The organism is Oceanicola sp. 502str15, from assembly GCF_024105635.1.
Taxonomy (GTDB): Bacteria; Pseudomonadota; Alphaproteobacteria; order Rhodobacterales; family Rhodobacteraceae; genus Vannielia.
Window position 1 is genome coordinate 3,193,152 of sequence record NZ_WYDQ01000001.1, and the last position, 23,567, is coordinate 3,216,718.

General features: G+C 64.8%; 23 protein-coding genes. 17 read left to right on the top strand and 6 right to left on the bottom strand.

Features of this window, described 5'->3' with window-relative positions:
- Positions 1 to 18: 18 nt before the first annotated feature.
- On the bottom strand, positions 19 to 324 hold the full coding sequence (locus GTH22_RS15700) for a hypothetical protein (protein WP_252946460.1): 306 nt from the start codon (positions 322 to 324) through the stop codon (positions 19 to 21).
- 163 nt (positions 325 to 487) lie between these two features.
- Between GTH22_RS15700 and GTH22_RS15705 the strand changes: the two genes are divergently transcribed.
- The 4 genes from GTH22_RS15705 to GTH22_RS15720 all read left to right on the top strand — a co-directional run bounded on the left by GTH22_RS15705 (position 488) and on the right by GTH22_RS15720 (position 2,937).
- Positions 488 to 1,084 (top strand): HD family hydrolase, encoded by a 597-nt coding sequence (locus GTH22_RS15705; protein WP_252946461.1) that lies wholly within the window; start codon positions 488 to 490, stop codon positions 1,082 to 1,084.
- Entirely contained in the window at positions 1,084 to 2,025 is a 942-nt protein-coding gene (locus GTH22_RS15710; protein WP_252946462.1) for a hypothetical protein, read from the top strand. The genes GTH22_RS15705 and GTH22_RS15710 overlap by 1 nt, the downstream gene beginning before the upstream one ends.
- On the top strand, positions 2,022 to 2,504 hold the full coding sequence (locus tag GTH22_RS15715; protein WP_252946463.1) for a GNAT family N-acetyltransferase: 483 nt from the start codon (positions 2,022 to 2,024) through the stop codon (positions 2,502 to 2,504). The genes GTH22_RS15710 and GTH22_RS15715 overlap by 4 nt, the downstream gene beginning before the upstream one ends.
- Before the next feature lie 121 nt (positions 2,505 to 2,625).
- Positions 2,626 to 2,937 carry a hypothetical protein gene (locus GTH22_RS15720; RefSeq protein WP_252946464.1) on the top strand — a complete coding sequence of 104 codons (312 nt, stop codon included), beginning with the start codon at positions 2,626 to 2,628 and terminating at the stop codon, positions 2,935 to 2,937.
- 18 nt (positions 2,938 to 2,955) lie between these two features.
- Here GTH22_RS15720 and GTH22_RS15725 read toward each other — a convergent pair whose 3' ends face one another.
- The 3 genes from GTH22_RS15725 to GTH22_RS15735 form a co-directional block, all read right to left on the bottom strand.
- Positions 2,956 to 3,297: a hypothetical protein gene (locus tag GTH22_RS15725; RefSeq protein ID WP_252946465.1), complete on the bottom strand. Its 342-nt coding sequence runs from the start codon at positions 3,295 to 3,297 to the stop codon at positions 2,956 to 2,958.
- Between the two features lie 8 nt (positions 3,298 to 3,305).
- Positions 3,306 to 3,860: an ActR/PrrA/RegA family redox response regulator transcription factor gene (locus GTH22_RS15730; protein ID WP_252946466.1), complete on the bottom strand. Its 555-nt coding sequence runs from the start codon at positions 3,858 to 3,860 to the stop codon at positions 3,306 to 3,308.
- Positions 3,861 to 3,942: 82 nt separating this feature from the next.
- Positions 3,943 to 4,560, bottom strand: a complete 618-nt coding sequence (locus GTH22_RS15735) for an SCO family protein (RefSeq protein WP_252946467.1) — start codon at positions 4,558 to 4,560, stop codon at positions 3,943 to 3,945.
- 99 nt (positions 4,561 to 4,659) lie between these two features.
- Between GTH22_RS15735 and regB the strand changes: the two genes are divergently transcribed.
- From regB to GTH22_RS15800, 13 genes are all read left to right on the top strand, one after another.
- Positions 4,660 to 6,072 carry a sensor histidine kinase RegB gene (gene regB, locus GTH22_RS15740; RefSeq protein WP_252946468.1) on the top strand — a complete coding sequence of 471 codons (1,413 nt, stop codon included), beginning with the start codon at positions 4,660 to 4,662 and terminating at the stop codon, positions 6,070 to 6,072.
- A gap of 175 nt (positions 6,073 to 6,247) precedes the next feature.
- Positions 6,248 to 7,750 carry a PAS-domain containing protein gene (locus tag GTH22_RS15745; protein ID WP_252946469.1) on the top strand — a complete coding sequence of 501 codons (1,503 nt, stop codon included), beginning with the start codon at positions 6,248 to 6,250 and terminating at the stop codon, positions 7,748 to 7,750.
- A gap of 47 nt (positions 7,751 to 7,797) precedes the next feature.
- Positions 7,798 to 8,292, top strand: coding sequence for a tRNA (adenosine(37)-N6)-threonylcarbamoyltransferase complex ATPase subunit type 1 TsaE (gene tsaE, locus GTH22_RS15750; protein ID WP_252946470.1), 495 nt, complete (start codon positions 7,798 to 7,800; stop codon positions 8,290 to 8,292).
- The gene (locus GTH22_RS15755; protein ID WP_252946471.1) at positions 8,289 to 9,275 is read left to right on the top strand and encodes an aminoglycoside phosphotransferase family protein; all 987 of its coding nucleotides are present in this window, start codon (positions 8,289 to 8,291) and stop codon (positions 9,273 to 9,275) included. Before tsaE ends, GTH22_RS15755 begins: the two co-directional genes overlap by 4 nt.
- On the top strand, positions 9,272 to 9,946 hold the full coding sequence (locus GTH22_RS15760; protein WP_252946472.1) for a nucleotidyltransferase family protein: 675 nt from the start codon (positions 9,272 to 9,274) through the stop codon (positions 9,944 to 9,946). Before GTH22_RS15755 ends, GTH22_RS15760 begins: the two co-directional genes overlap by 4 nt.
- Positions 9,939 to 12,926 carry a double-strand break repair protein AddB gene (gene addB, locus GTH22_RS15765; protein WP_252946473.1) on the top strand — a complete coding sequence of 996 codons (2,988 nt, stop codon included), beginning with the start codon at positions 9,939 to 9,941 and terminating at the stop codon, positions 12,924 to 12,926. Before GTH22_RS15760 ends, addB begins: the two co-directional genes overlap by 8 nt.
- Complete coding sequence (gene addA / locus GTH22_RS15770; protein WP_252946474.1) at positions 12,923 to 16,276, top strand: double-strand break repair helicase AddA; 3,354 nt, start codon at positions 12,923 to 12,925, stop codon at positions 16,274 to 16,276. The genes addB and addA overlap by 4 nt, the downstream gene beginning before the upstream one ends.
- Before the next feature lie 60 nt (positions 16,277 to 16,336).
- Positions 16,337 to 16,657: a thioredoxin gene (trxA, locus tag GTH22_RS15775; RefSeq protein WP_252946475.1), complete on the top strand. Its 321-nt coding sequence runs from the start codon at positions 16,337 to 16,339 to the stop codon at positions 16,655 to 16,657.
- Positions 16,658 to 16,756: 99 nt separating this feature from the next.
- A complete protein-coding gene (gene hslV, locus GTH22_RS15780) occupies positions 16,757 to 17,314 on the top strand; it encodes an ATP-dependent protease subunit HslV (RefSeq protein WP_252946476.1) in 558 nt (185 codons plus the stop codon).
- Entirely contained in the window at positions 17,311 to 18,384 is a 1,074-nt protein-coding gene (locus GTH22_RS15785) for a hypothetical protein (protein ID WP_252946477.1), read from the top strand. Before hslV ends, GTH22_RS15785 begins: the two co-directional genes overlap by 4 nt.
- A complete protein-coding gene (gene hslU / locus GTH22_RS15790) occupies positions 18,381 to 19,691 on the top strand; it encodes an ATP-dependent protease ATPase subunit HslU (RefSeq protein ID WP_252946478.1) in 1,311 nt (436 codons plus the stop codon). Before GTH22_RS15785 ends, hslU begins: the two co-directional genes overlap by 4 nt.
- A 39-nt stretch (positions 19,692 to 19,730) precedes the next feature.
- On the top strand, positions 19,731 to 20,843 hold the full coding sequence (locus GTH22_RS15795; protein WP_252946479.1) for an alpha/beta hydrolase: 1,113 nt from the start codon (positions 19,731 to 19,733) through the stop codon (positions 20,841 to 20,843).
- Positions 20,844 to 20,881: 38 nt separating this feature from the next.
- Complete coding sequence (locus GTH22_RS15800) at positions 20,882 to 22,105, top strand: MFS transporter (protein WP_252946480.1); 1,224 nt, start codon at positions 20,882 to 20,884, stop codon at positions 22,103 to 22,105.
- Here GTH22_RS15800 and GTH22_RS15805 read toward each other — a convergent pair.
- Positions 22,088 to 22,663, bottom strand: a complete 576-nt coding sequence (locus GTH22_RS15805) for a Smr/MutS family protein (protein WP_252946481.1) — start codon at positions 22,661 to 22,663, stop codon at positions 22,088 to 22,090. The genes GTH22_RS15800 and GTH22_RS15805 overlap by 18 nt on opposite strands.
- On the bottom strand, positions 22,660 to 23,562 hold the full coding sequence (locus GTH22_RS15810; RefSeq protein ID WP_252946482.1) for an MltA domain-containing protein: 903 nt from the start codon (positions 23,560 to 23,562) through the stop codon (positions 22,660 to 22,662). Before GTH22_RS15810 ends, GTH22_RS15805 begins: the two co-directional genes overlap by 4 nt.
- Positions 23,563 to 23,567: the final 5 nt, after the last annotated feature.

The following is a 23,567-nucleotide window of genomic DNA, read 5'->3' on the forward strand; positions in this document are numbered from 1 at the left end:
ATGCAGGGCGTTTGGCGTTCAGGATGCTTCACCTTTCACGCCGACAAACCCGGTTGCTTCATGAAAGTCTTCACCGGTGAAGGCCACGCAGGTCTCGCCGCCCGGATCGGTCACGAGAATGGTAAAACTGCCCGTTTCCTTCGATGCCCAGATCTCGACGAGGGAGTCCTCGCTCTGCAGGCCGCCGGCGACGGGCTGCTCCTGATACGTCTCTACAAGCTGGTCGACGAAGAACTGCCGTTTGCCGCAGGGTCCGTCAGCCGTTTGTGCCGCGAGGGGGGCAGAGGCGAGCAGAAGTGCGGTGGTTGCAAGGGCGGTTTTCATGATCCTGTCCTTCGGGCCGCCAACCTCTCGTTCTCGGCGCGACCCATGAGTGAATTTTTCGTCTTGTCAGCAGCTTAACCCCCAAAGCCCCCGTGAGGTTCCGCGCCGCGTTTACACCTCGCCGTGATCGCGCTACCCAATTCCCTGCGAGAGGGAGACGAAAATGGCCAAGGCACCGCCCCGCGCATGGCAGCGCATGCTCTCGGGTCGCAGGCTTGATCTGCTGGATCCGACGCCAGTGGATATCGAGATCGAGGATATCGCCCACGGCCTCGCCTTCGTCGCCCGGTGGAACGGCCAGACCCATGGCGACTTCGCGTATTCCGTGGCCGAGCATTCGCTTCTGGTAGAAGCGCTTTACAGCCGGATGAACCCCGATGCCCCGGTCAAGTGGAAGCTGGCTGCCCTGCTGCACGATGCGCCCGAGTACGTCATCGGAGACATGATTTCTCCCGTAAAGGCCGCCGTCGGCCCCGGCTACGGCGCGCTGGATGATCGCCTCACCTCCGCAATCCACATTCGCTTCGGCCTGCCCGCGCAGGTGCCTGTGGCGGTGAAAAGGCAGATCAAGAAGGCCGATCGCATCTCTGCCTGGCTGGAGGCTACAAGAATTGCGGGGTTCACCGTGGCCGAGGCCAACAAGTTCTTCGGAGTGCCTGCCCCCGCGCTGATCGAGAACCTGGAAATCACCTTGAGGCCCCCAGTGGACGTCCGCAACGATTTTACCGCGCGGCACAACCAGTTGCTGGCTGCGCTCTGATGGCGCCGGCGGCCTTCCGGGCTCTGGCCTTCGTCGTCTACGCCTTCTGTTCCTACGGCATACTTTTTCATGTGCCGCAGACGCTGAAAGCTCTAACCCCCGCCCCGGTCGCAACCATAGCCATCCTGCTCTGGCTCGGCCTCGGCCTGGGCTTCGCCGGGCAGCTCCTGTTCGACTGGCACCGACGCCATAGCTATCTGACCGTCCTCGGCCGCACGTCGCTCGCCCTGCTATTGGTATCCGCCCTGCTGGTCGTCCTTTGGGTTGAGACAGTGATCTGCATCGCCATGGCCCTGCCCATCGCCATCGCCGCCGCGGCTCCGGGCATCTGGTTTACCCGCCTTCTGATGGCCCGGTTCGAGCGTCAGGCGCATTTCTGCCTCGCGCTTCTGGCCGTTCCCTTCGCTGCGCCCTTTTTCGACCTCCCCGTGCCCGACATGTCCGAGCATGTCTCCGTTTCCACCTCAATCGTCATCGCCGCCCCGAAGTCGGTGATCCGCGCCGAGGCGGAAAATGTCTCTAACATTGCCGAAAGTGAGCAGATCTGGACGATAACCCACAACCTTCTGCGGGCGCCGCGGCCGGTCTCGGCTGCTACCCGGGACGGCATCCGATACGCCACCTGGACCAAGGGGGTGCGCTTCGAGGAGCACCTTCTGCCGGGCCCGGACCTTGCCTGGCGCTTCGCCTTCCCCGACCCGGAGTTAATGAAGGCGCTCGATCCGCGCGTTTCCCCCATTGGCCCTGAAGTCACCATGCTGGAAGGTCGCTACAGCTTCGAGCCGCTCGGGCCGTCGCTCACCCGCGTCACCCTAACCACGACCTACCGTCTGAATACCCCGATCAACCCCTATCTCAAGCCCTGGGGTCACCTCATCCTGACCGACATGCACAACGCCGTTCTGCATGTGATCACAAACCGAGCCGAGTCCCGCTCATGATCCACATTCGCCCCGCCACCCCAGCCGACGCCCGCGCCATCACCGAGCTCCTGCAAGAGATCGTCGATGCCGGCGGCACGACTGCGATCACCGGACAGGTGAAACGCGAAGACATCGCAGCCCAGATACGCGCCACGCCCCGCGCCGCCTGGCATGTGGCCGAAGACGAAACTGGCGAGTTGCTCGGCTTCCAATGGATCGACCCGATGATCGAAGAGCCCGAAACCTGCGCCGAAATCGCCACCTTCGCCCGCAAGGGCCGCACGGGTCTCGGCATTGGCTCCGCGCTTTTCAAAGCTACGCAAGAGGCCGCAAGACGTCTCGATTACACTTGGATCCGCGCCAATATCCGCGCCGACAATGCAGGCGGCCTGGCCTACTATCAATCGCGCGGCTTCGAGGACTACGGCCGCATCGAAGGCTATGTGATGGGAGATGGCACCGTGGTCGACAAGGTGCTCAAACGGTTCGATCTCTAGTATTGCATAGGGATCCTATGCCGCCCGCCACGCCCAAGCAGCCAATCCGCAGGATTTCGACAGGATGACAGCAACCCGTTCGGCTCAACCCCCGAGGCACGGCATTCCGCCCATCAGCGTGATGACCCGCCTCGCCGCCTTCCTCCTCACCACAACCCCTGCCACCGCCCAGAATGTCACCCCAGAATGGACGGCCCGCAAATGCGAGCTCTACGAGATGGCCTTTGCCGATGCCCTCTCCATACAGGGGCCCTCCGGTCTGCGAGAGAGCTTTCTCGCCGAAAATGACGCCTTCGTTGCAACCGGGTGCTCCACGCGCCAAAGCGTCTGTGCCGAAACTCCCGAAGAGGTCGCGCTGGCCAATCTCTTGACCGTCATGACAATGAACGAGGGAATGGCGAGCACCTTCGTGCCCTTTGGCTGCGCGCCGTAGCTCGCCGCTCGGCGCGCCTCAGGTGCGGCCGCAGGTTATGCCGGCCGAGCGCTCGCCCTCCATCCAGCCCACAAGCTCCCGCCCGCGAAAGACAACCACCAACCCGTCCCGAAAGCCGATCAACCCAAGGCCGTTGCCGCAGGGCTCTTCCGTCACCACCGGCCCTGCAAGCTTTTGCAGCGCAACGGTGGCGCCGGGGTTTACCCGGTCGAAGCTGACTTCCTGCGGTGAGCCCGGCACGCCGATGCCGGTCGGACGAAGCTCGTAGCCCAGCGCCGGACCGGCAGGCTGTGTGCCTTCGGAGGTGGCAACGCATCCGGCAAGAAGAACCGGGAAGAATGCCAGAAGATGCCGTGTCATCGCGCGTCCTATTTCGGGGAACGCTTGGCCAGAATACGCTGCAGGGTACGGCGGTGCATGTTGAGCCGTCGCGCGGTTTCGCTGACGTTGCGGTCGCAAAGCTCATACACCCGCTGGATATGCTCCCATCGCACCCGGTCGGCACTCATCGGGTTTTCCGGCGGCGGCGGAAGTTCGTCACCACTGGCCAGGAGGGCGGCCGTCACTTCGTTGGCGTCAGCGGGTTTTGACAGGTAGTCCGTGGCCCCGATCTTCACCGCCGCAACGGCCGTTGCAATCGCACCATAGCCAGTGAGCACAACCACCTTGGCGTCGGGCCGTTTTTCTCGAATGGTTTCAACCACGTCGAGCCCGTTGCCATCTTCGAGGCGCAGGTCGATCACGGCATAGGCCGGCGGGCGGGCAGTAGCGATTGCACGTCCTGCAGCAACGGATCCAGCCATTTCGGGCTCAAATCCGCGTTTCTCCATTGCCCTTGCCAACCGCCGCAGAAACGGCTCGTCGTCATCCACAATCAGAAGGGATTTGTCTTCCCCGATCTCGCTGAGATCCCGCTCGGCCACGCGCTCCCTCCGCTGGTCGCTGGTTTTGTCAGAACACGCTATACGGGCGGCAATAGCGCCACAAGCCTTTCCGTACAGGCGTTTATCCCGCATCCAGAAAGCACTGCACCTGATCCGCCAGCTGCTCGCCGGAAAGTTCGCGCCGGAAGAACCCGGCAAACCCCGTTTCGGGAAGGGTGAGGTAGGTGAAAGTGGAATGATCGACGAGATAGTACTCGGGGTCATCCTCCGTATGCGCCTTGTAATAGGTGCGGTAAGCCTTGGACGCGGCATCAACCTGCTCGGGGCTGCCTGTCAGGCCTACAATCCTTTCGCTGATGGTGTCGGCAAAGTCCCCGACAACCTCGGGCGTGTCCCGCGCCGGATCGACCGTGATGAAAACGGGCTTCACCGAATACCCCTGCTCGGCGAGGATATCGACCGCCTCGGCATTGCGCACCATGTCGAGCGGGCAGACATCGGGGCAGAAGGTATAACCGAAGTAGATCAGCGATGGCTCGGTGATCACATCCGCATCCGTCACCGTTTCACCCGCGGCATTCACCAGTTCAAACGGCCCGCCGATCGCGGCCGAACTCGCGCCGCCACCGCATTCGGCAAAGGCATTGTCGGGCGCCCCGGGATACACCTTCCACACAGTCACGCCGACCAAGCCGCAAATCGCCACCGTGGCCGCCGTTGCCCAAATCGCCGTGCGCATTGATTTCTCCCTCAGCTCAGCCTTGCCCTTTGCTGACTCCGTCGCCCCGGGCTAACAATGGGTCCGACTGTCACACCACAGGCCAAAGCAGCAAGTCACATGCCCGAGACCGGCCCATCCGACCTCGCCTTCCAGCACCCGCGCCGGGCCAACTGGATCAGGCTGCGCACGCTCATCGTCCTGCGATGGGTCGCCGTTGCAGGGCAGAGCATTGCCGTGGCCATCGCGCATTTTCTCTATGGCCTGCAGCTGGAATTCGGGCTCTGCGTTCTGGCCATCGGCATGTCGGTCGTCGCCAACCTCGTCGCCATGTTCATCTATCCCGCCAACAAGCGGCTGAACGAAACCGAGACGATGCTGATGCTGGTGTTCGACCTCGCCCAGCTCGCTCTGCTCATTTTTCTCACCGGCGGGCTGCACAACCCTTTCGCGCTGCTCCTGCTCACGCCCGTTACCATTGCCGCAACGGCGCTCGGGCTGAACGCGGTGCTCACTGTCGGCGCGGTGGCAATCGGGCTCGTCACCTTCGTGGCGTTCCAGTACCTGCCGCTGCGCACGGTGGAGGGTTTCGTGCTGCGCGTTCCGTCGATCTTCCTGTTCGGATCGTGGATTGCCATTGTCATCGGTGTCTCCTTCCTCGCGCTCTATGCCCGCAAGGTCACAACCGAGATCGCCGCCATGGGCGACGCGTTGCTGGCCACCCAACTGGCCCTCGCCCGCGAACAGAAACTCACCGACCTCGGCGGGGTCGTCGCGGCCGCAGCCCATGAGCTCGGCACGCCCCTGGCGACCATCAAGCTCGTGAGCTCCGAAATGGCCGACGAGCTTCAGGGCGAGGCCGACCGCGAGAGCCTTCTGGATGACTCACGCCTGATCGGAGAGCAGGCCGATCGGTGCCGCGAAATCCTGCGCTCCATGGGTCGCGCCGGAAAGGACGACCTGCACATGCGCAGCGCACCGCTGCAATCCGTGCTGGAAGAGGCGGCAGAGCCCCATCAGGACCGGGGCAAGGTGTTGCACTTCGATATGCAGCCCGGCCCGGGCGGCGAAGAGCGGCAGCCGCAGGTGCAACGGAGCTCCGAGATGATCCACGGGGTGCGCAACCTGATCCAGAACGCCGTAGATTTTGCCGCCGGCAACGTGTGGATCGAGGCGAGGTGGACAAGCGAACGGATCACGGTGCGGGTCATCGACGATGGCGAGGGGTATCCGCCCCAGCTGATCGGTCGCATAGGCGACCCGTTCGTGCGGCGCAGGCGCGGATCCGATGAGGGGTCGCGCAGGCCGCAGTATGAGGGCATGGGGCTTGGCCTGTTCATCGCCAAGACCCTGTTGGAGCGGATCGGTGCCGCGCTGACTTTCGCGAACGGGTCCGACCCGTTTCTTGCCCCCGACGAACGCCCCGACAGGGGCGGTGCCATTGTCGAGGTCACTTGGCCAAGGGCCCTACTTGTGTCCGAAGAGGGCGAGGCGCGGACCGCTTTGGGCCTCAACCGGCCGATCCAGGCCTGACCTTAAGTTTTCTTTCTGCTCGTCCGACGAGTTAACCGCTGATTAACCAAATTCACGTCTGTTGGGACATGGACAAGGCGGTGTCGTTTGGAGAGAGGCTGGTAAAGTGAGCGGTTTGAGTTGGACGTTCGCACTGGTGCTTGTGGCAGCATCGTTCGGCACCGCATTTCTCGCATTGCTGGTCGCAGTCCTCCTCCAACCCAAGCGCCGGGTGACATGGGACAGGTTCGGCAGCGGCACCGAAGGCATGACCTTTCTCTTCGAGGATGAAGAGCTGGTCGATGCAACCGACGAGGCGCGCACCTTCCTCGCCAACGGTCCAATCTCCCTGCCATCCTGGCCCCGCTTTCTGGCGCTGCTCGCTGGCTCCTTTCCCGATATCGGAGCCCGCGCGGCGCGTCTTCCCGAGGTCGGCATCATGGATCTCCGCGCTCGAGACGGCTCGGCCCGGCTGGAGGCAGAGTGGAAGAACGGACTGACCAGGTTCGCGCTCCATCAGGGCGAAGATATCGAGCCCCCCGAATACGATAGCTTCTCGGTCACAGCCATGACGGAGGAGGTCGACATCCTGCGTCGCGTCGTCGACGACGCCCCCCTGCTGGCATGGCGCGAAGACGAAGACGGCAACGTCACATGGGCCAACGGAGCATACATCGACCTGCTCTACCGCATGCACCCCGACCGAACCACGCTGGCATGGCCCCTACCACGGGCCTTCGCCCACACATTTCATGAGAGCGAGTCGGATGTTGTCTACAGGGTCTCCGTCAACATCCCCTACATCGAACAGGTGATCTGGTATGAGTGCACGACCCGGGAGATCGACAAGGAGGTTCTGGTCTATGCCACCCCGGCAGATCGGCTGGTGCAGGCAGAACGCTCGCGGCTCGAGTTCCTGCAAACCCTGACCAAGACCTTTGCCGACCTCCCCACAGGCCTCGCGGTGTTCGACCGCAACCGCCAACTCAGCCTCTTCAACCCGGCACTCACGGATCTTTCGGCGCTGGAGCCACAGTTTCTGTCCGCACGGCCCACCCTTGTGGCATTTCTCGACCATCTCCGTGAGGCACAGCGCATGCCCGAGCCGAAGGACTACAAGGAATGGCGGGCGTCGATTGCCGAGCTGGAGTCCGCGGCCTCGGAGGGAATTCATCAGGAAATCTGGTCCCTCCCCACCGGGCAGACCTATCGTGTCACCGGACAGCCGCACCCCGACGGGGCCGTGGCTTTCCTGTTCGAGGATATTTCAGCCGAAATGTCACTCACCCGCCGTTTCCGCTCCGAACTCGAGATGGGCCAGGCGGTGGTCGACAGCCTCGACGAGGCCATCGCCGTGTTCTCCCGCACGGGCTCCATGGTTCTGTGCAACCGCGCCTATCAGGAGCTCTGGCATTGCGAACTGGTCGGCACCCTCTCCGATATCGGCGCGCAGGATGCCGTGCGCGATTGGTCCGCGCTCTGCAACGACGACGCACTCTGGAGCCGCGCCACCCGGTTTCTGTCAGGCAATGATGACAGGCGGGCCTGGAGCGCCGAGATCGAAAGCGCGGCCTACGGCAAGGTGAAATGTCGCTTCATGCCGGTTGCAGGCGGCAATGCCCTCGTCGGGTTCACGCTCGGCCACAAGGATCTGCCGCTCCCCGCACCCGCCGCCGAGAGCATTCCTCAAACCGCCTGACCTGCTTCCGCCTTGCCCTGCGCCGCACGGCGGATAATCTGGCGGCAATGACCCGCAGTGCTTCGTTTCCACTCACGCTCCACCTCTCCTCACCCGAGCACACCACTCGGCTGGCCGAGGCCATGGCGCCATTGCTCGGCGCGGGTGACGTGCTGCTGCTCTCCGGGCGGGTCGGCGCCGGAAAGAGCCATTTTTCACGCGGTCTGATCCGTTGGCGGATGCGGCGTGTCAATGCGCTCGAAGATGTCCCCTCTCCAACCTTCACACTGGTCCAGACCTACCCGCTTCCCGATGGCGAACTCTGGCATGCCGACCTCTATCGCCTGTCGGACCCGGACGAAGTTGAAGAGCTCGGATTGGCCGCCGCTTTCGAAGAGGCGATCTGCCTCGTCGAATGGCCCGACCGCCTGCCAACCCCGCCCGCCCACGCCCTCCGGCTCCATTTCGAAACAGGCGAAGGCGACGACGCCCGAACCCTGACCATCGCCGGCGGCAAACCTTGGGAAAGTCGCATCGCTTCTGCCTTGGAGGTCACACCATGAACGCCGTTGAGAGCTTCCTTGCCGACGCCGGTTGGGCCAATGCCGAACGCCGCCCCCTCGCTGGTGACGCCTCGTCCCGCGCTTATGAACGCCTCAGCCTCGGCGCGGAAACCGCCGTTCTGATGAAGGATCCCGAGGGCGACGTCCTGCCGTTCCTCGCCATCGCCAAACACCTCACGGCACAGGGCCTCTCTGCGCCATCTATCCTTGCCGCCGCCCCGGATCAGGGGCTGGTGCTGATGGAAGACATGGGCGACGGGCTGATTGCCCGGATCGCAACCGCCGACCCGAGCCGTGAGAATGCGCTCTACCTCGCGGCCACCGACGTTCTGATTGCCCTCCTCGCCGCCCCGCTCCCCGAGGGCCTGCAACTCTACGGCCCCGCCGAAATGGCCCCGATGATCGGCCCCGCCGCAGAGTACTACGCCCGCGCCGCCGGTGAGCCCGTGACCCATGAAGGCTGGCTCCACCTGACGGCAGCGCTCGAAGAGGCGCTTCTCGCCACCAACATCGCCCCCCCGGTGCTGATCCACCGCGACTACCACGCCGAAAACCTGCTCTGGCTTCCGGAGCGTGCCGGCCCCGCACGCGTCGGCCTGCTCGACTTTCAGGACGCCCTCGCCGGGCATCCGACCTACGACCTTGCCTCGCTTCTCGGCGATGTCCGCCGCGATGTTCCCGAGCCAGTGAAAGAAGCCTGCATTCATCACTATCTTGCGGCGACCGGCCTCGACGAGGCCCTGTTCCGGGCCGCAATCGCCACCCAGGGCGCCCAGCGCAACCTGCGTATCCTCGGCGTCTTTACCCGGCTCTGCACCGTCCTGAAAAAGCCTGCCTACCTTTCCCTCATGCCGCGGGTCTGGACCCTGCTCATGGCGGACCTCGCCCACCCAGACCTCGCGACGCTGCGTGAGGCCGTGCTCGAAACCATCCCCGAACCAACCCCCAACCGGCTGGAGCGCATTCGCAAGGTGGCGGCATGAGCGACCCTCAAGCCGCGATGATCTTTGCCGCGGGCTTCGGCACCCGTATGCGCCCGCTCACGGACACCCGCCCAAAGCCCTTGATCAAGGTCGCAGGCAAACCGCTGCTCGATCGCGCCCTGGACCTCACCGAAGGCACCGAGCGGGTGGTGGTCAACACCCACTACCTCGGCGACCAGATCGCGCGTCACCTCGCAGGCCGCACCGTTCAAACCATCCACGAGCCCGAAATCCTCGATACCGGAGGCGGATTGCGCAATGCGCTTCCGCTGCTCGGCACCGGGCCGGTGATCACCCTCAACTCCGATGCGGTCTGGACCGGCCCCAACCCGCTGCAAACACTCCGCAACGCCTGGAAGCCCGACCGGATGGATGCGCTTCTGCTCCTGATTCCGGTCGCAAATGCGCGCGGCTACGAGGGCACGGGTGATTTCTCGCAAGACGCCGACGGGCGGCTCACACGCGGGCCGGGCCTCATCTATTCGGGCGCGCAGATCATCAAGCCCGACGGCCTCGCACAAATTCCCGAAGCTGCATTCTCGCTCAATGTGCTTTGGAATGTCATGCAGCCGGAAGGCCGCCTCTTTGGGGTCGTTCATCCCGGGGGGTGGTGCGACGTCGGCCATCCCGGCGGAATTGCCGAGGCGGAGGCCATGTTGGCCAATGTTTGAAGCCAGCGACAAACCGCGCCTCTTTGGCGTTCCGATCGGTGTCGATTTCGGCGCGGCCTTACTGCGCGGGCTGGAAACCCGGTTATCCGATGCACCGCCCGAGGCCTGGGGGCGTGTCACGATCTTCGTCAACACGACCCGGATGCGCCGTCATCTGGACGAACAGTTCGCCAAGGGTCCGCCCCGGTTGATGCCCCGTATCCACCTCGTCACGAGCCTCGCCAAATCACTCGGGCTGATCGGTCTCGAGCCTGCAAACCCCTCTCTCCGGCTGCGTCTCCAACTCCGCCAGGCCGTGTCTCGCCTGATCGACCTGCAACCCGACCTCGCGCCTCCGACAGCAGCCTTCGATCTCGCAACCAGCCTCGCCTCACTTCTCGAGGAACTCGACGACGAGGGCGTGGATCCGGCCTCCCTCTCCGAGCTCGACGTCGCCGACCACTCGGCACATTGGGCACGAAGCCTGTCGCTCATTTCCATCCTTTCAGGGCAGGATAGTGACGTTTTCCGCGGCCAGTCCGCGCTGAACCGCGACGCCCTCACGGCCCTTTTGCACCGCTGGCATGAGGCACCGCCTGCCGATCCGGTCATCGTCGCAGGGTCCACCGGCTCCCGGGGCACCACGCGCCTGCTCATGGAGGCCGTGGCCCGCCTGCCCCAAGGGGCAGTGATCCTTCCCGGTGTTGATGACGACATGCCGGAAAGTGTCTGGAACAGCCTGCTCAAGTCCGCCCACCAACCCGACCGGCACCCGGAGGAAGATCACCCCCAATACCGTTTCGCCGCGCTGCTCCACCGGCTCGGCATGAACTCTTCCGATATTGTCCCCTGGGCCGATCAGCCCCCCGCCGCGCCCGCCCGCAACCAGCTCGTATCCCTATCGCTCCGACCGGCCCCCGTCACCGACCAGTGGCGCCGCGACGGCCCCCTCCTCGTCGAGTCTTTGCCCGAAGCCACGGAAGGCCTGACGCTCATCGAGGCCCCGACGCCCCGACAGGAAGCCGGCGCCATCGCACTTGCGCTGCGCGAGGCCGTCGAGCACGGCAAATCCGCGGCCCTCGTCACCCCGGACAGGACCCTGGCCCGGCAAGTCACCGCCGCCCTCGCCCGTTGGTCGATCATCCCCGACGATTCCGCCGGCCTGCCCCTGCATCAAAGCCCACCCGGGCGCTTCCTGATCGAAACCGCCGCCCTCTTCGGCCAGCCGCTCGACCTGGCCTCCGCGCTTTCTCTCCTGAAACACCCCCTCACCGCCTCCTCCGATGCCACCCGCGGCCAACACCTGCTCTTCACCGGCCGCTTCGAAACATGGGCCCGCCGCACCGGGGCACCGCGGTTCGATTCGAGAACTCTGGCCAAATGGCTGGCCAAGGCAAAAGCCGATGAGGCAACGCAGGTTTGGGCCCGCTGGCTTGCTAACCTGCTGGAGCCCGTCTCCGAGGCTTCTACCGAAACGCTGGAGTCACGCCTCTCCCGCCACCTCACCCTCGCAGAGGCGCTTGCGGCCGGTCCCGGGCAAGCCGGATCGGGTGCGCTCTGGCTGGAAGAGGCCGGGGAGGCGGCAGGGCTTGCTCTGACAGAGCTGCGCGAGTCGGCGGCCTATGGTGGCAGCGTCTCGAACAGTGACTATTCCAGCCTATTTCGCAGCTTTCTGGGGGAGAAGGAGGTGCGCGAGGCCTCGGTCGCGCACCCGCAGGTGTCGATCTGGGGCACGATCGAAGCGCGGACTAGAACCCTCGATCTCTGCATTCTCGCCGGGCTAAACGAGGGAACATGGCCCGCAACCCTGCCACATGATCCGTGGATGAACCGCTCGATGCGGCGCGATGCAGGCATGCTCCTGCCAGAGCGGCGCGTCGGCCTCGCAGCGCACGACTTCCAACTCGCGCTCGGCGCGAAAGAGGTCATTCTGAGCCGCAGCGCACGCAGCGCCGACGCCGAAACCGTCCCATCCCGCTGGCTCAACCGGCTGACCAACCTCTTGACCGGCCTGAACACACCCGGGGTCGCCGCGCTCGAGGCCATGCAGGAACGTGGCACCCGCCTGCTCACCGTGTCCACGGCTCTCGCGCGTCACACAGAAGATCCGCTGTCGCCCCAGCCCGCGCCGCGCCCTTCCCCGGCCCCGCCCCCCGGCGTTCGCCCCAAGGAACTCTTCGTCACCTCCGTCGCGACGCTTATCCGCGACCCCTACGCCATCTACGCCCGCCAGGTCCTGAGGCTGCGTCGCCTTGGGCCACGCGCCCCCGAGGCCGATGCGGCCCTCCGCGGAACCGTGCTGCACGCCGTGATGGAGCGTTGCTTGGTCGATGGCTTCACCTTCGCCGGCGATCCCGATCAGGTGGTTGCAGAGTTTCTCGCGCTGGCATCAGAGGTCATCGACGATCACATTCCGTGGCCCGCGACCCGCCGCCTCTGGCTTGGTCGACTCTCCGCCGTCGCGCCCGAGCTGGTCCGCCGCGAAGCAAGTTTCCAAGCGGCCGGAACGCCGGTCATTGTGGAGGAAATCGGCTCTATTCCACTGCAAAACGTGGATTTCAAAGTGGCGGCCAAACCAGACCGGATCGACGCCTTGGCAACTGGTGGATGCGCCGTCTTCGACTACAAAACTTCTACCAAGCCACCCTCGGCTAAAGAGGTGGAGGCCTTCGACAAGCAACTGCTGCTCGAGGCCGCAATCGCGGAGGCGGGCGGCTTCAAATCTCTGGGCGCACAAAGAGCACAACGCGTCGGCTACATCTCCATCGGCAACCCGGCGAACTCGCGGGACGAGTTGCTCGAAATCGAAGGCCTCTGGCGCCCCGACGCCGTTCTGCAGGAACTCGCGGCGCTGATCGTGGCCTATTCAGACCCCGAAAAGGGCTACACCGCGCGTCGGGCTCCCCAGCTGCTGGTCTACGCAAGCGACTACGATCACCTGTCACGCTACGGCGAGTGGGATGACACCGCATCGCCAAAAACCATTCCGGTGGGCCGATGACCGCGCCCAACGAAGCATCCGCCGCGCAGATCCAGGCCGCCCGGCCCGGGTTTTCAACCTGGCTCTCCGCCAACGCGGGCTCCGGCAAGACCCGCGTGCTCACCGACCGGGTCGCTCGGCTGTTGCTCCGCGATGTTCCGCCGCAAAACATCCTCTGCCTCACCTTCACCAAGGCCGCGGCAGCCGAAATGCAAAACCGGCTCTTCGCCCGGCTCGGCAGCTGGTCGATGCTAGACGACCACGCGCTGGGCGAGGCCCTCATCTCCGTGGGCGAAGACACGCCCGGTGCCGAACGTCTCGCCAAGGCCCGCCGCCTCTTCGCCCGCGCGATCGAAACGCCGGGCGGCCTCAAGATCCAGACGATCCACTCCTTCTGCTCCGCCATCCTGCGCCGTTTTCCGCTGGAGGCCGGGGTTCCGCCGGGCTTCACCGAGCTGGATGACACCTCTGCAAAGGCGCGCCTTCAGGAAGCGCTCGATCACGTGGCGCGGACCGCACCACAGGTGTTTGACACCTTCGCAGCCCTGTTCTCCGGACTTGAAATCGAGGGGTTCTGCAGGAAGCTCGCGGGTCAGCGAGAGGCCTTCACCGACCCCGCAGATTTCGAGACGATTTCCGCCCAACTTGGCCTCCCTCCGGGTTTCTCCGAAGCGCGCTTGCTTGGCGACGTGTTCGTCGGCGGAGAAGACGACCTGCTCACAGCACTCATCCCCTTACTCCTCGCCGGAAGCTCCGCCGATGCCAAGGCCGGAGACGAGTTCTCGGAGCTCCCCGCCGATCGTATGTCTGCCTTGGCCGTGCTCGACAAGCGCCTTGTCGGTCAATCCGGAAAGTCGGCCGGCGCCCCGAAGATCGGTAGCTTCCCGACAAAAGCAACCCGCGAGGCGATGCCCGCCGACCTTCTTGCCGACCTCGAAGCCCTGATGGAGCGCGTCGCCGAGGCCCACGACAGGGCCAAGCAACTCCGGCTTGCCCAGCGCTCCCACGCGCTTCATGCCTTCGCGCAGGCGTTCCTCCCTGCCTATGACGCCGCCAAGGCCCAGCGCGGAGAGCTCGATTTTGACGACCTGATCTTCAAGACCCGCGATCTTCTGAGCCGCGAAGGCGTCGCCGACTGGGTGCTCTTCCGGCTCGACGGCGGCATCGACCACATCCTCGTCGACGAAGCGCAAGATACCGGCCCCGCGCAATGGCAGGTGATCGACCTGATTTCCCGCGAAATCACCTCCGGAAGCGGGCGACGAGAGGCCGGTGAACGCACGATTTTCGTGGTCGGCGACAAAAAGCAGTCGATCTATGGCTTTCAGGGTGCCGACCCTGACGGCTTCGAGCGCATGGCCGATACCTTCACCGACCGCCTGGGCCAATCGGGCGAAGCGCCTCAACGGATGGAGCTCCAGTATTCCTTCCGCTCCGCCGCGCCCGTTCTGCGAGTGGTCGATGAGGCCTTCCCCAACGATCCCCGCGCCATGGGCGGCGCCCTCACCCATATCGCGTTCCACGAAGACATGCCGGGGCGGGTCGATCTCTGGCCGTTCATCCCTAAACCCGAGAAGACCGAGGACGATACCCCCTGGTTCAACCCGGTCGACATGGTCAGCGAGGACGATCCGCAGGTGCAGCTTGCCGAGAGGATCGCGCAGGAAATCCTGCGAATGAAGGCGGAAGAGAGACTGTTCGAGGCCGTCGACGGCTCCTACCAAACCCGCCGGATCATTGATGGCGACATCCTCATCCTGGTCCAGCGCCGCAAACTGATCTTTCACGAGGTGATCCGAGCCTGCAAGGCCGCCGGGCTCCATGTGGCCGGTGCCGACCGGGTGCGGCTGACCGACGCCATGGCAGTAAAAGACCTGCTCGCCCTGCTCGCCTTTCTCGACATGCCGGATGACGACCTGTCGCTCGCCGCCGCCCTGCGCTCGCCCCTGTTTGATTGGAGCGAAGACGCCCTCTACCGCCTCGCCCAACCCCGCCTCGGCACCCTGTGGCAAGCCCTCCGCGATCACGGCCCTGAAGGTGACACCACCCGCGCAATCCTCACCGACCTCCGCAACAGCGCGGGCTTTCTCCGGCCCTACGAACTGCTCGAACGCATTCTGACCCACCACCAAGGCCGCCCCCGGCTCCTTGCGCGGCTCGGGGAAGAATCCGAGGAGTCGATCGACCTGCTGCTGTCTACAGCACTTTCCTATGAGCAGGCCGAAACCCCCAGCCTCTCCGGTTTCCTGTCCTGGATGGAATCCAGCGAGATCGACATCAAGCGGGGCCAGGAAAGTGGCGGGCGGGCCATTCGGGTAATGACCGTCCACGGTGCAAAAGGTCTCGAAGCGCCCATTGTCATCCTCGCGGAAAGTGGCGACCGGCAGCCCCCGCGCGAAGATGGCGCCGTGCTGCTCGACGGGTTTCCACCCCTCTGGAAACCCTCCAAGCCAGACACGCCGGCCGATATCCTGCCCCTCTTCGACGCGCTGAAGGAGAAGCAGGAAGAAGAGCGCCTGCGCCTCCAATACGTCGCCATGACCCGTGCCGAGCAATGGCTGATCGTCTGCGGGGCGGGCGCGGCGAAGGAAGACAAGGAAAACTGGTATCGCCGCACCGAGGGCGCCCTCGAGCGGGTCGGCGCGGTCCACCACCTGTTTCCCTTCGGCTCCGGCCAGCGGTACGAAAATGCGCGCCCGGCGGAACAGGAAACAGTGCCGGTGAGGCCAGTTTCAGACGAAACAGTGACGCTTCCAGCCGTCGCCCTGACCCCGGCCGCCGTGCCCGCCCGGCCCGCGCAAATCCTCTCTCCCTCCTCGCTCCCGGGCCCCAAGACCCTCCCCACAGAGGGCGAGGGCAACCCCGACGCCATGGCCCGCGGCACCACGCTTCACCTGCTTCTCGAATTCCTCCCCGGCCTGCCGCCCTCAGCGCGAGAGGCCCACGCCGCCGCACTGGTGCAGGCCCATGATCCACTCACCGACCCAGAAACCGTGGCAGAGGCCCTCGCGGTCCTATCCGAGCCGGCGCTCGCATCCCTCTTCTCCGGCAGTGCCCTGGTTGAAGTGCCCATCAGCGCCCACCTGCCGGAACTCGGCGGCCAACCCATGCAGGGCGTCATCGACCGGCTGATCGTGACCGAAACCACCGTCACCGCGATCGACTACAAATCCAACGTGATCGTTCCCGACGACCTGGCCAGCATCCCCTCCGGCCTGCTCGCCCAGATGGGGGCCTATGCCTCTGCGCTGGTACAGATCTACCCCGCCCACAAGGTCCAGACAGCCCTGCTCTGGACCCGCATTCCCCGGCTGGATATTCTCCCACACGACCTTGTGACGAATGCACTAAAAGCCACAGCATCTGCTTGACCTGCCCACTCCCCAACCCTACCTTCCCCACCCGAACCGCAAAACATCAGGAGAGCCGAAATGGCGACCGTTGCCGTGACCGACGACACCTTCAATGCCGAGGTGAAGGAATCCGATCTGCCCGTCGTGGTGGATTTCTGGGCCGAGTGGTGCGGCCCCTGCAAGCAGATCGGCCCGGCGCTGGAAGAGCTCAGCGCAGAGCTCGACGGCAAGGTGAAGATCGTCAAGGTCAACGTTGACGAAAACCCCAATGCTCCCGCCCAGATGGGTGTGCGCGGCATCCCGGCGCTGTTCCTCTTCAAGGACGGCCAGGTGGTTTCCAACAAGACCGGCGCAGCCCCCAAGGCATCGCTGCAAAGCTGGATCGAAGAGTCGATCTGAGGCCTGCTTCACGCGGCGAAACGGGGCGCTTCGGCGCCCCTTTTTCTTGCGGCCAGCGCAGGGGATAGCCATATAACGCCCGAACCAACGGAGAACGGCATGAGCGAAAGCGAATTTCCCGGCTGGCATGGCACCACCATCATCGGTGTGCGCAAGGGCGACGAGGTCGTGGTGGCCGGCGATGGCCAGGTGAGCCTCGGCCAGACCGTCATCAAGGGCACTGCCCGCAAGGTGCGGCGCATCTCTCCCGGCGGGCACGAGGTGGTCTGCGGCTTTGCAGGCTCCACCGCCGATGCTTTCACCCTGCTCGAGCGGCTTGAAAAGAAGCTCGAAGCCACCCCCGGCCAGCTTGCCCGCGCAAGCGTGGAGCTGGCAAAGGACTGGCGGACCGACAAGTACCTGCAGAAGCTGGAGGCCATGCTCATCGTCACCGATGGCAAGGAATTGCTGGTAATTACCGGCGCAGGCGACGTGCTGGAGCCCGAGCACAACATTGCCGCCATCGGATCGGGCGGCAACTACGCGCTCGCCGCCGCACGCGGCCTCATCGACCAGGACCTCGACGCCGAGGCCATCGCGCGGCGCGCCATGGAAATCGCCGCCGACATCTGCGTCTACACCAACGGCAACCTGACCGTGGAAAAGATCGCCGGATGACAATCACTCGCGATGATATTCGCGCCGCCGTCGGGGCAGGCAAGATCAGCGAAGCGCAGGCCACCGCCATCGTTTCGCTCTCCGATGCCCGCCGTGGCGCCCGCGAAAATCTCGATGGCCTCGATGAACCTTTCGAGCTGTTCAAGGGCTTCAACGAGATCTTCATCGTCGTCGGCCTCTGGATTCTCTACGCAGGCTGGAGCGGCCTCACCGGCTTTTCCTCCTTCATGACGAGCAATCCCGAGGGTCCGCTGTTCATCTTTGCCCTCATCGGCATGGGAACGAGCTGTGCGCTCGCGGCCTACTTCACGGTGCGGCGCCGCATGATCGCCCCGTCTATAACCCTGGCAATCATGTTCGCGCTCTCGGCAATGCAGGCAGGCTTCGTCCTCGGCACCTTCATCACCGACGACCAGCAAGGCACCGTCCTCATCGCGTCCCTGTTCTGTGCCGCCACCCTTCTGGTCTATTGGCTGCTCTTCCGGGTGCCCTTCGCAATGTTCCTCATTGCACTCGCCACCTACGCCAGCGCTTTTGCCCTGACCTCGCTGGGTGGTGCAGAGCTGGGCAGCTATCAGGATGTCTTCCTGCTGTCCGCCAACGCGAGCTTTGCCTGGATCACCCTCGCCCTCGGCCTGATCGGCCTGACCGTGGCGCTACGGTTCGACATGTCGGACCCGCACCGCGTCACCCGCCGCGCCTCGCAGGGTTTCTGGCTTCACGTCATCGCCGCGCCCGCCATCGTCAACACCGTGGCCCTCACGCTCTTCCAGCAGGGCGGCGTGGGCGCCTACGCAATCCTCTTGGCGTTCCTCACCCTCATGGCGCTCTTTGCCATCGTGATCGACCGCCGCTCCTTCCTCATATCCGGCATCGGCTACGTCGTGGCGCTCGTCACGCTCGTCGCCGAAGACGGCACATGGGCCTTCATCCTGCTGCTCGGTGTTTTCCTCGTCGCCCTGGGCGCCTTCTGGGAAACCATCCGCGGCGGCATCATGGCCGGCCTCCCCGCCTTCCCCGGAAAAGACAGACTGCCGCCCTGGACGCGGCCGAGAGAGCTTCAAGCATGACAGACCTGACCCCCCGCGAGATCGTTTCCGAACTCGACCGTTTCATCATCGGCCAGAAAGACGCCAAGCGCGCCGTCTCGGTCGCCCTGCGCAACCGCTGGCGCCGCAAGCAGCTCACCGACGATCTGCGCGACGAAGTCTATCCCAAGAACATCCTCATGATCGGGCCCACCGGCGTCGGCAAAACCGAAATCTCCCGCCGCCTCGCCAAGCTGGCCCGCGCGCCCTTCATCAAGGTCGAAGCCACCAAGTTCACCGAGGTCGGCTACGTCGGCCGCGATGTCGAGCAGATCATCCGCGATTTGGTAGATTCTGCCATCGCCCAGACCCGCGATATGATGCGCGAAGACGTTACCGCAAAGGCCCGCGAAGCTGCCGAAGAGCGCGTGCTGCGCGCCATTGCCGGCGAGGATGCCCGGGGCAAGACCCTGGAGATGTTTCGCGACAAGCTCCGTCGCGGCGAACTCGACAACACCGAGATCGAGCTTGATATCGCAGAGCCCGCCCCCTCCATGCCGATGTTCGAAATCCCCGGCCAGCCCGGCGGCGGGCTCCAGGGCATGGGCAACCTTCAGGATCTTTTCGGCAAGGCCTTCGGGGGCCGCTCCACCCGGCGCAAGCTGACCGTGTCCGAAAGCTACGATGTGCTGATCGGAGAAGAAGCCGACAAGCTGCTCGATGACGAGGTCGTCAAGGCGGCGGCGCTGGAAGCTGTGCAGGAAAACGGCATCGTCTTCATCGATGAGATCGACAAGGTCTGCGCCCGTGCCGAAACCCGCGGCGGCGACGTATCCCGCGAAGGCGTGCAGCGCGATCTGCTGCCGCTGATCGAGGGCACGACCGTCTCCACCAAGCATGGCCCGGTCAAGACCGACCATATCCTCTTCATCGCCTCCGGCGCCTTCCACATCGCCAAGCCCTCCGACCTGCTGCCCGAGCTTCAGGGCCGCCTGCCGATCCGGGTCGAACTCCGCGCCCTCACCGAAGAGGACTTCATCCGCATCCTCACCGAAACCGACAACGCCCTGACCCGTCAGTACACCGCCCTGATGAAGACCGAAGGCGTCGATGTGAGCTTTACGGATGACGGCATCGCCGCACTTGCCCGTATCGCCGCCGAGGTAAATCAGAGCGTCGAGAACATCGGCGCGCGCCGCCTCTACACCGTGATCGAGCGGGTCTTCGAGGAGCTGTCCTTCGTGGCCCCCGACAAGGCCGGCGAATCCGTCGAGATCAACGCCGACTACGTCGAAGAGAACCTCGGTGAGCTGTCCCGCTCCACAGATCTGTCGCGCTACGTCCTATAGCAATGGAACCTTCCCCAACCGCGGGCTAACTTACCTGCCATGAAGGGGATTCTGCGTCTTTCACTGCTGATTCTTGCGCTCGCGGCCTGCGCGCCGCGCGCCAATCTGGTGCTTGTGCCCTCGGCCGTCGGTATCGGCACGCCCTACACCATCTTCGTCGGCAGCACCCGGGCACGCGACCCGAACTCCAAGCAGCTCCGTTACACCGAGCGCGCTCCGTTGGGCTATCTCTCCTACAACGTCTCGGTGCCACCCCTGCACAAGCCGGGCGAGGTGCGCACGGCGCGTCGCAAGGGCCCCGATGTGCAGCGTGACTTCGTCGCCACCAAATCCTCCGTATTCCCTTCGCCCCAAGGCTTTCGCTCCGGCCTCCAGTCGGCCTTCAAGGCACACCCCAAGGCGCGGCGCGGCGTGGTGATCTACGTGCACGGCTACAACAACACCATGGCCGACTCCGTCTTTCGGGTGACCCAGCTCACCCACGATCTCAAGATCGACGATGTGCCGATCAGCTACACTTGGCCCTCCGCAGAAAACCCGCTCGCCTACGCCTACGACCGCGACTCTGCCCTCTTCGCCCGCGACGGCTTCGAGAATTTTTTGCTGGAAGTGTCCCGCTCCGGCACCCGCTCCATCACCATCGTCGGCCATTCCATGGGGTCTCTCGTGGTGATGGAAACCTTGCGCCAAATGGCCATTCGCGGCGATCGCGAGGTGCTGCCCAAGCTGAACGGCGTGGTGCTCATGTCGCCCGACCTCGATGTCGATCTCTTCCGCTCTCAGGCCAAACGCATCGGAAACCTGCCGCAGCCGTTCCTCATCTTCGTCTCCAGCCGCGACAAGGCCCTCCGCCTCTCGGCCCGCCTCACCGGCCTGCCCGCCCGGCTCGGCAACATCTCCGACGTCGAGGAGGTGGCCGATCTCGATGTCACCCTCATCGACGTATCCAGCTTCGATGCCGGCGCGCTCGACCACTTCACCGCCGCCGAAAACCCCGCCCTGCTGAAGATCCTCGGGCGCGTCACCGAGGTCGATTCCGCCTTTGGCAGGGACAATGCCGGGCGCACAGGCCTGGTGCCCGGAACGATCCTGACGGTGCAGAGCGCAACCTCTATCATCCTCTCTCCCGTCACCGCACTCGCCGGGAACTGAGGGCTTTTCATCTCCGCGTGACGGCGCAATAAAGCGGCATGGGTCTCATCGGCTTCCTGCGCGGAAACGCGCCATTCCTCCTTGCCGGAGTGCTCCTCTCCTTCACCTCGTCCTACGGGCAAACCTTCTTCATCTCGATCTTCGCGGGCGAGATCATGGAAACCTTCAGCCTGACCGACGGGCAGTGGGGCCTGATCTACACGATCGGCACCACAATCTCGGCTGTCACCATGGTCTGGGCCGGGGCGCTGACCGACAAGTTTCGCGTCCGGGCGCTGGCCAATGTCGTAGGGCCCGGGCTGGCGCTCGCCTGTCTCGCCATGGCTGCTGTTTCCGGGCCGGTGGTGCTGATCTTCGTCATCTTCGCGCTCAGGCTCTTCGGTCAGGGACTGTTCTCGCATCTTTCCATCGTCGCCATGGCCCGCTGGTTTGTCGGGCGGCGCGGCACGGCGCTGTCGATCTCGTCCATGGGCTTTGCAGTGGGCCAGGCCCTGCTGCCGGTCGGCTTCGCCGCCGCCCTCGGCTTTGTCGGCTGGCGTTGGCTCTGGGTGGTTGCCGCCGGCATGGCGCTCGCGGTTCTGCCGCTGCTCGCCGTCCTGCTCCGCGCCGAACGCACCCCGCAATCCGTGGCCAATGCCACGCCCTCCGCCGGGATGGACAGCCACCACTGGACCCGCGCCGAAGTGCTCCGCCACCCGCTCTTCTGGTTCTCCATACCGCTCCTGCTCGGCCCACCGGCATGGGGTACGGCGCTCTTCTTCCAGCAGGTTCACTTTGCCGGCGAAAAGGGCTGGGAACTGGTCGATTACGTGGCGCTGATGCCGGTGTTCACCGCGGTTTCCATCGCCTCCACCTTCGTTACCGGCGCCCTCATCGACCGCATCGGAACCGCGCGCCTGATGATGCTCTACATGCTGCCCTTCGCGCTGGGCTTCCTCGTGCTCTGGCAGGCCGAAAGCCTCATGCTCGCCGCCGTGGGCCTTGCGATCTTCGGGATCGGCACCGGCGCACAGGCCACCCTTCCCGGCTCCTACTGGGCCGAGTTCTTCGGCACGCGGCACATCGGCTCGATCAAGGCCATGGCGGGCGCGATCATGGTGTTCGGTTCGGCCATCGGCCCCGGCGTGTCGGGTTGGCTGATCGACGCGGGCCTCGACTTCGAAGACCAGTTGCCCTGGATCGCGGGCTATTTCTGTTTCGCCGCCGCAAGCATCACCATCGGCATCGCCGCCGCCCGCCAGCGTCTACCGCGCGCGGCGTAGATACACGTAAAACGCCCCGTCGCCGCCATGCCGAAGGCTCGCCGGGGTAACTTCAAGCACAAGCGCTGAAAGGGGCGGGCGGCTCAGCCAGTCCGGCACCTGCCGCCGCAACACACCGGGCCGCGATGGGATGGGCCCCTCATCGTCAGGCCGCGTGCGCCCCTTGCCGGTAATCACCAGCACCAGCCGCTTCCCGTCCGCCGATGCCCCATGCACAAACCGGACCAGCCGCGGGTGGGCCTCGGCAAGCGTCATGCCATGCAGGTCAATCCGCCCCTCCGGCTTCAGCTTGCCCCGTTTCATCCGGTTGAAGGCCTTGCGGTCCATCGTCGGCGTGTGGTTGGGCTTGGGGGTGGCGCTCGGCTTGGGTTGCGCGGTCTCTCCCACGCTGAAGGGACGTGGCACAAAGGCCGGCTTGGGCTCCGGCTCGTGAACCACCCGCTTTGGCATCGGGTCCGCCTTGGGCCGGCTCTTGGTGAGCGGCGTCGCCTTGGCCACAACCTTGCGCCACAGCGCCTCGTCTTCGGCCGAAAGGCGCTTGGGGGTTTTCCGGCTCATCCGGCCACCCTCGGAACAAGGCGCAAGAACCGAACCGTCATGTGCAGCGACCCGGCCATCTCGCCCGCCGCCTCACCGGTTCCGCAATACAGATCCGTGCGCCCCAAACCCTTGATCGCGCCGCCGGTATCCTGCGCCACACATAGCCGCGGCGGCACGTCGATACCCGCAGGATCAATGTAGACGAGGCTGCCGAGCGCTGTGCTGTCGGGGTCAACGGCAATGCTCCGCTGCGGCGTCAGCGGCACGCCCGAGGTGCCAATCGGCCCAAGCTCGGGCGGCAGGGCATCGAGCACCTTGAAGAACACGTAACTCGGGTTTTCCAGCAACGCCGCCTCCCCCGCCTCCGGGTTCGCGGCATACCAGGCCCGGAGCGCCTGCATCGAAATATCGTCAGGCGACAGTTCACCGCGCTCCAGCAGCAAACGCCCGAGCGACACATAGGGGTGCCCGTTCTTCCCGGCGTATCCCAGCCGCAGCTCCGATCCATCCGCCAGCCGCACCCGACCGGAGCCCTGCACTTGCAACAGAAAGGCATCGAGCGGCGTGGTCAGCCAGGCCAATTCACGCCCGGCCAGCAGATTGCCCTCTTCGATCTCGCGCCGCGAGGCAAAGCCCTGCCCCTGCTCCCACCCTTCCGGAATGGCATGAACCGGCGCAACGAACGGCCCACCAGCCTCACGCGCACCCAGGTAGACCGGTTCGAAATAGCCAGTCATGGTTGCAGAGTCCGATACAAGCTCGGCCTCGAAATGCTCTTCAAAGAAGAAACGCGCCCCACCCGCGGCAACATTTCGGGCCGGGTCATCCGGCGCGGCCGTTGCAAGGTAGGTCTGAAGTGTCGCCTCGTGGTCATCCTCCGCCCAGCCGGGCAGGTTCACCAAGGCAATCCGGGCCAAGGCGA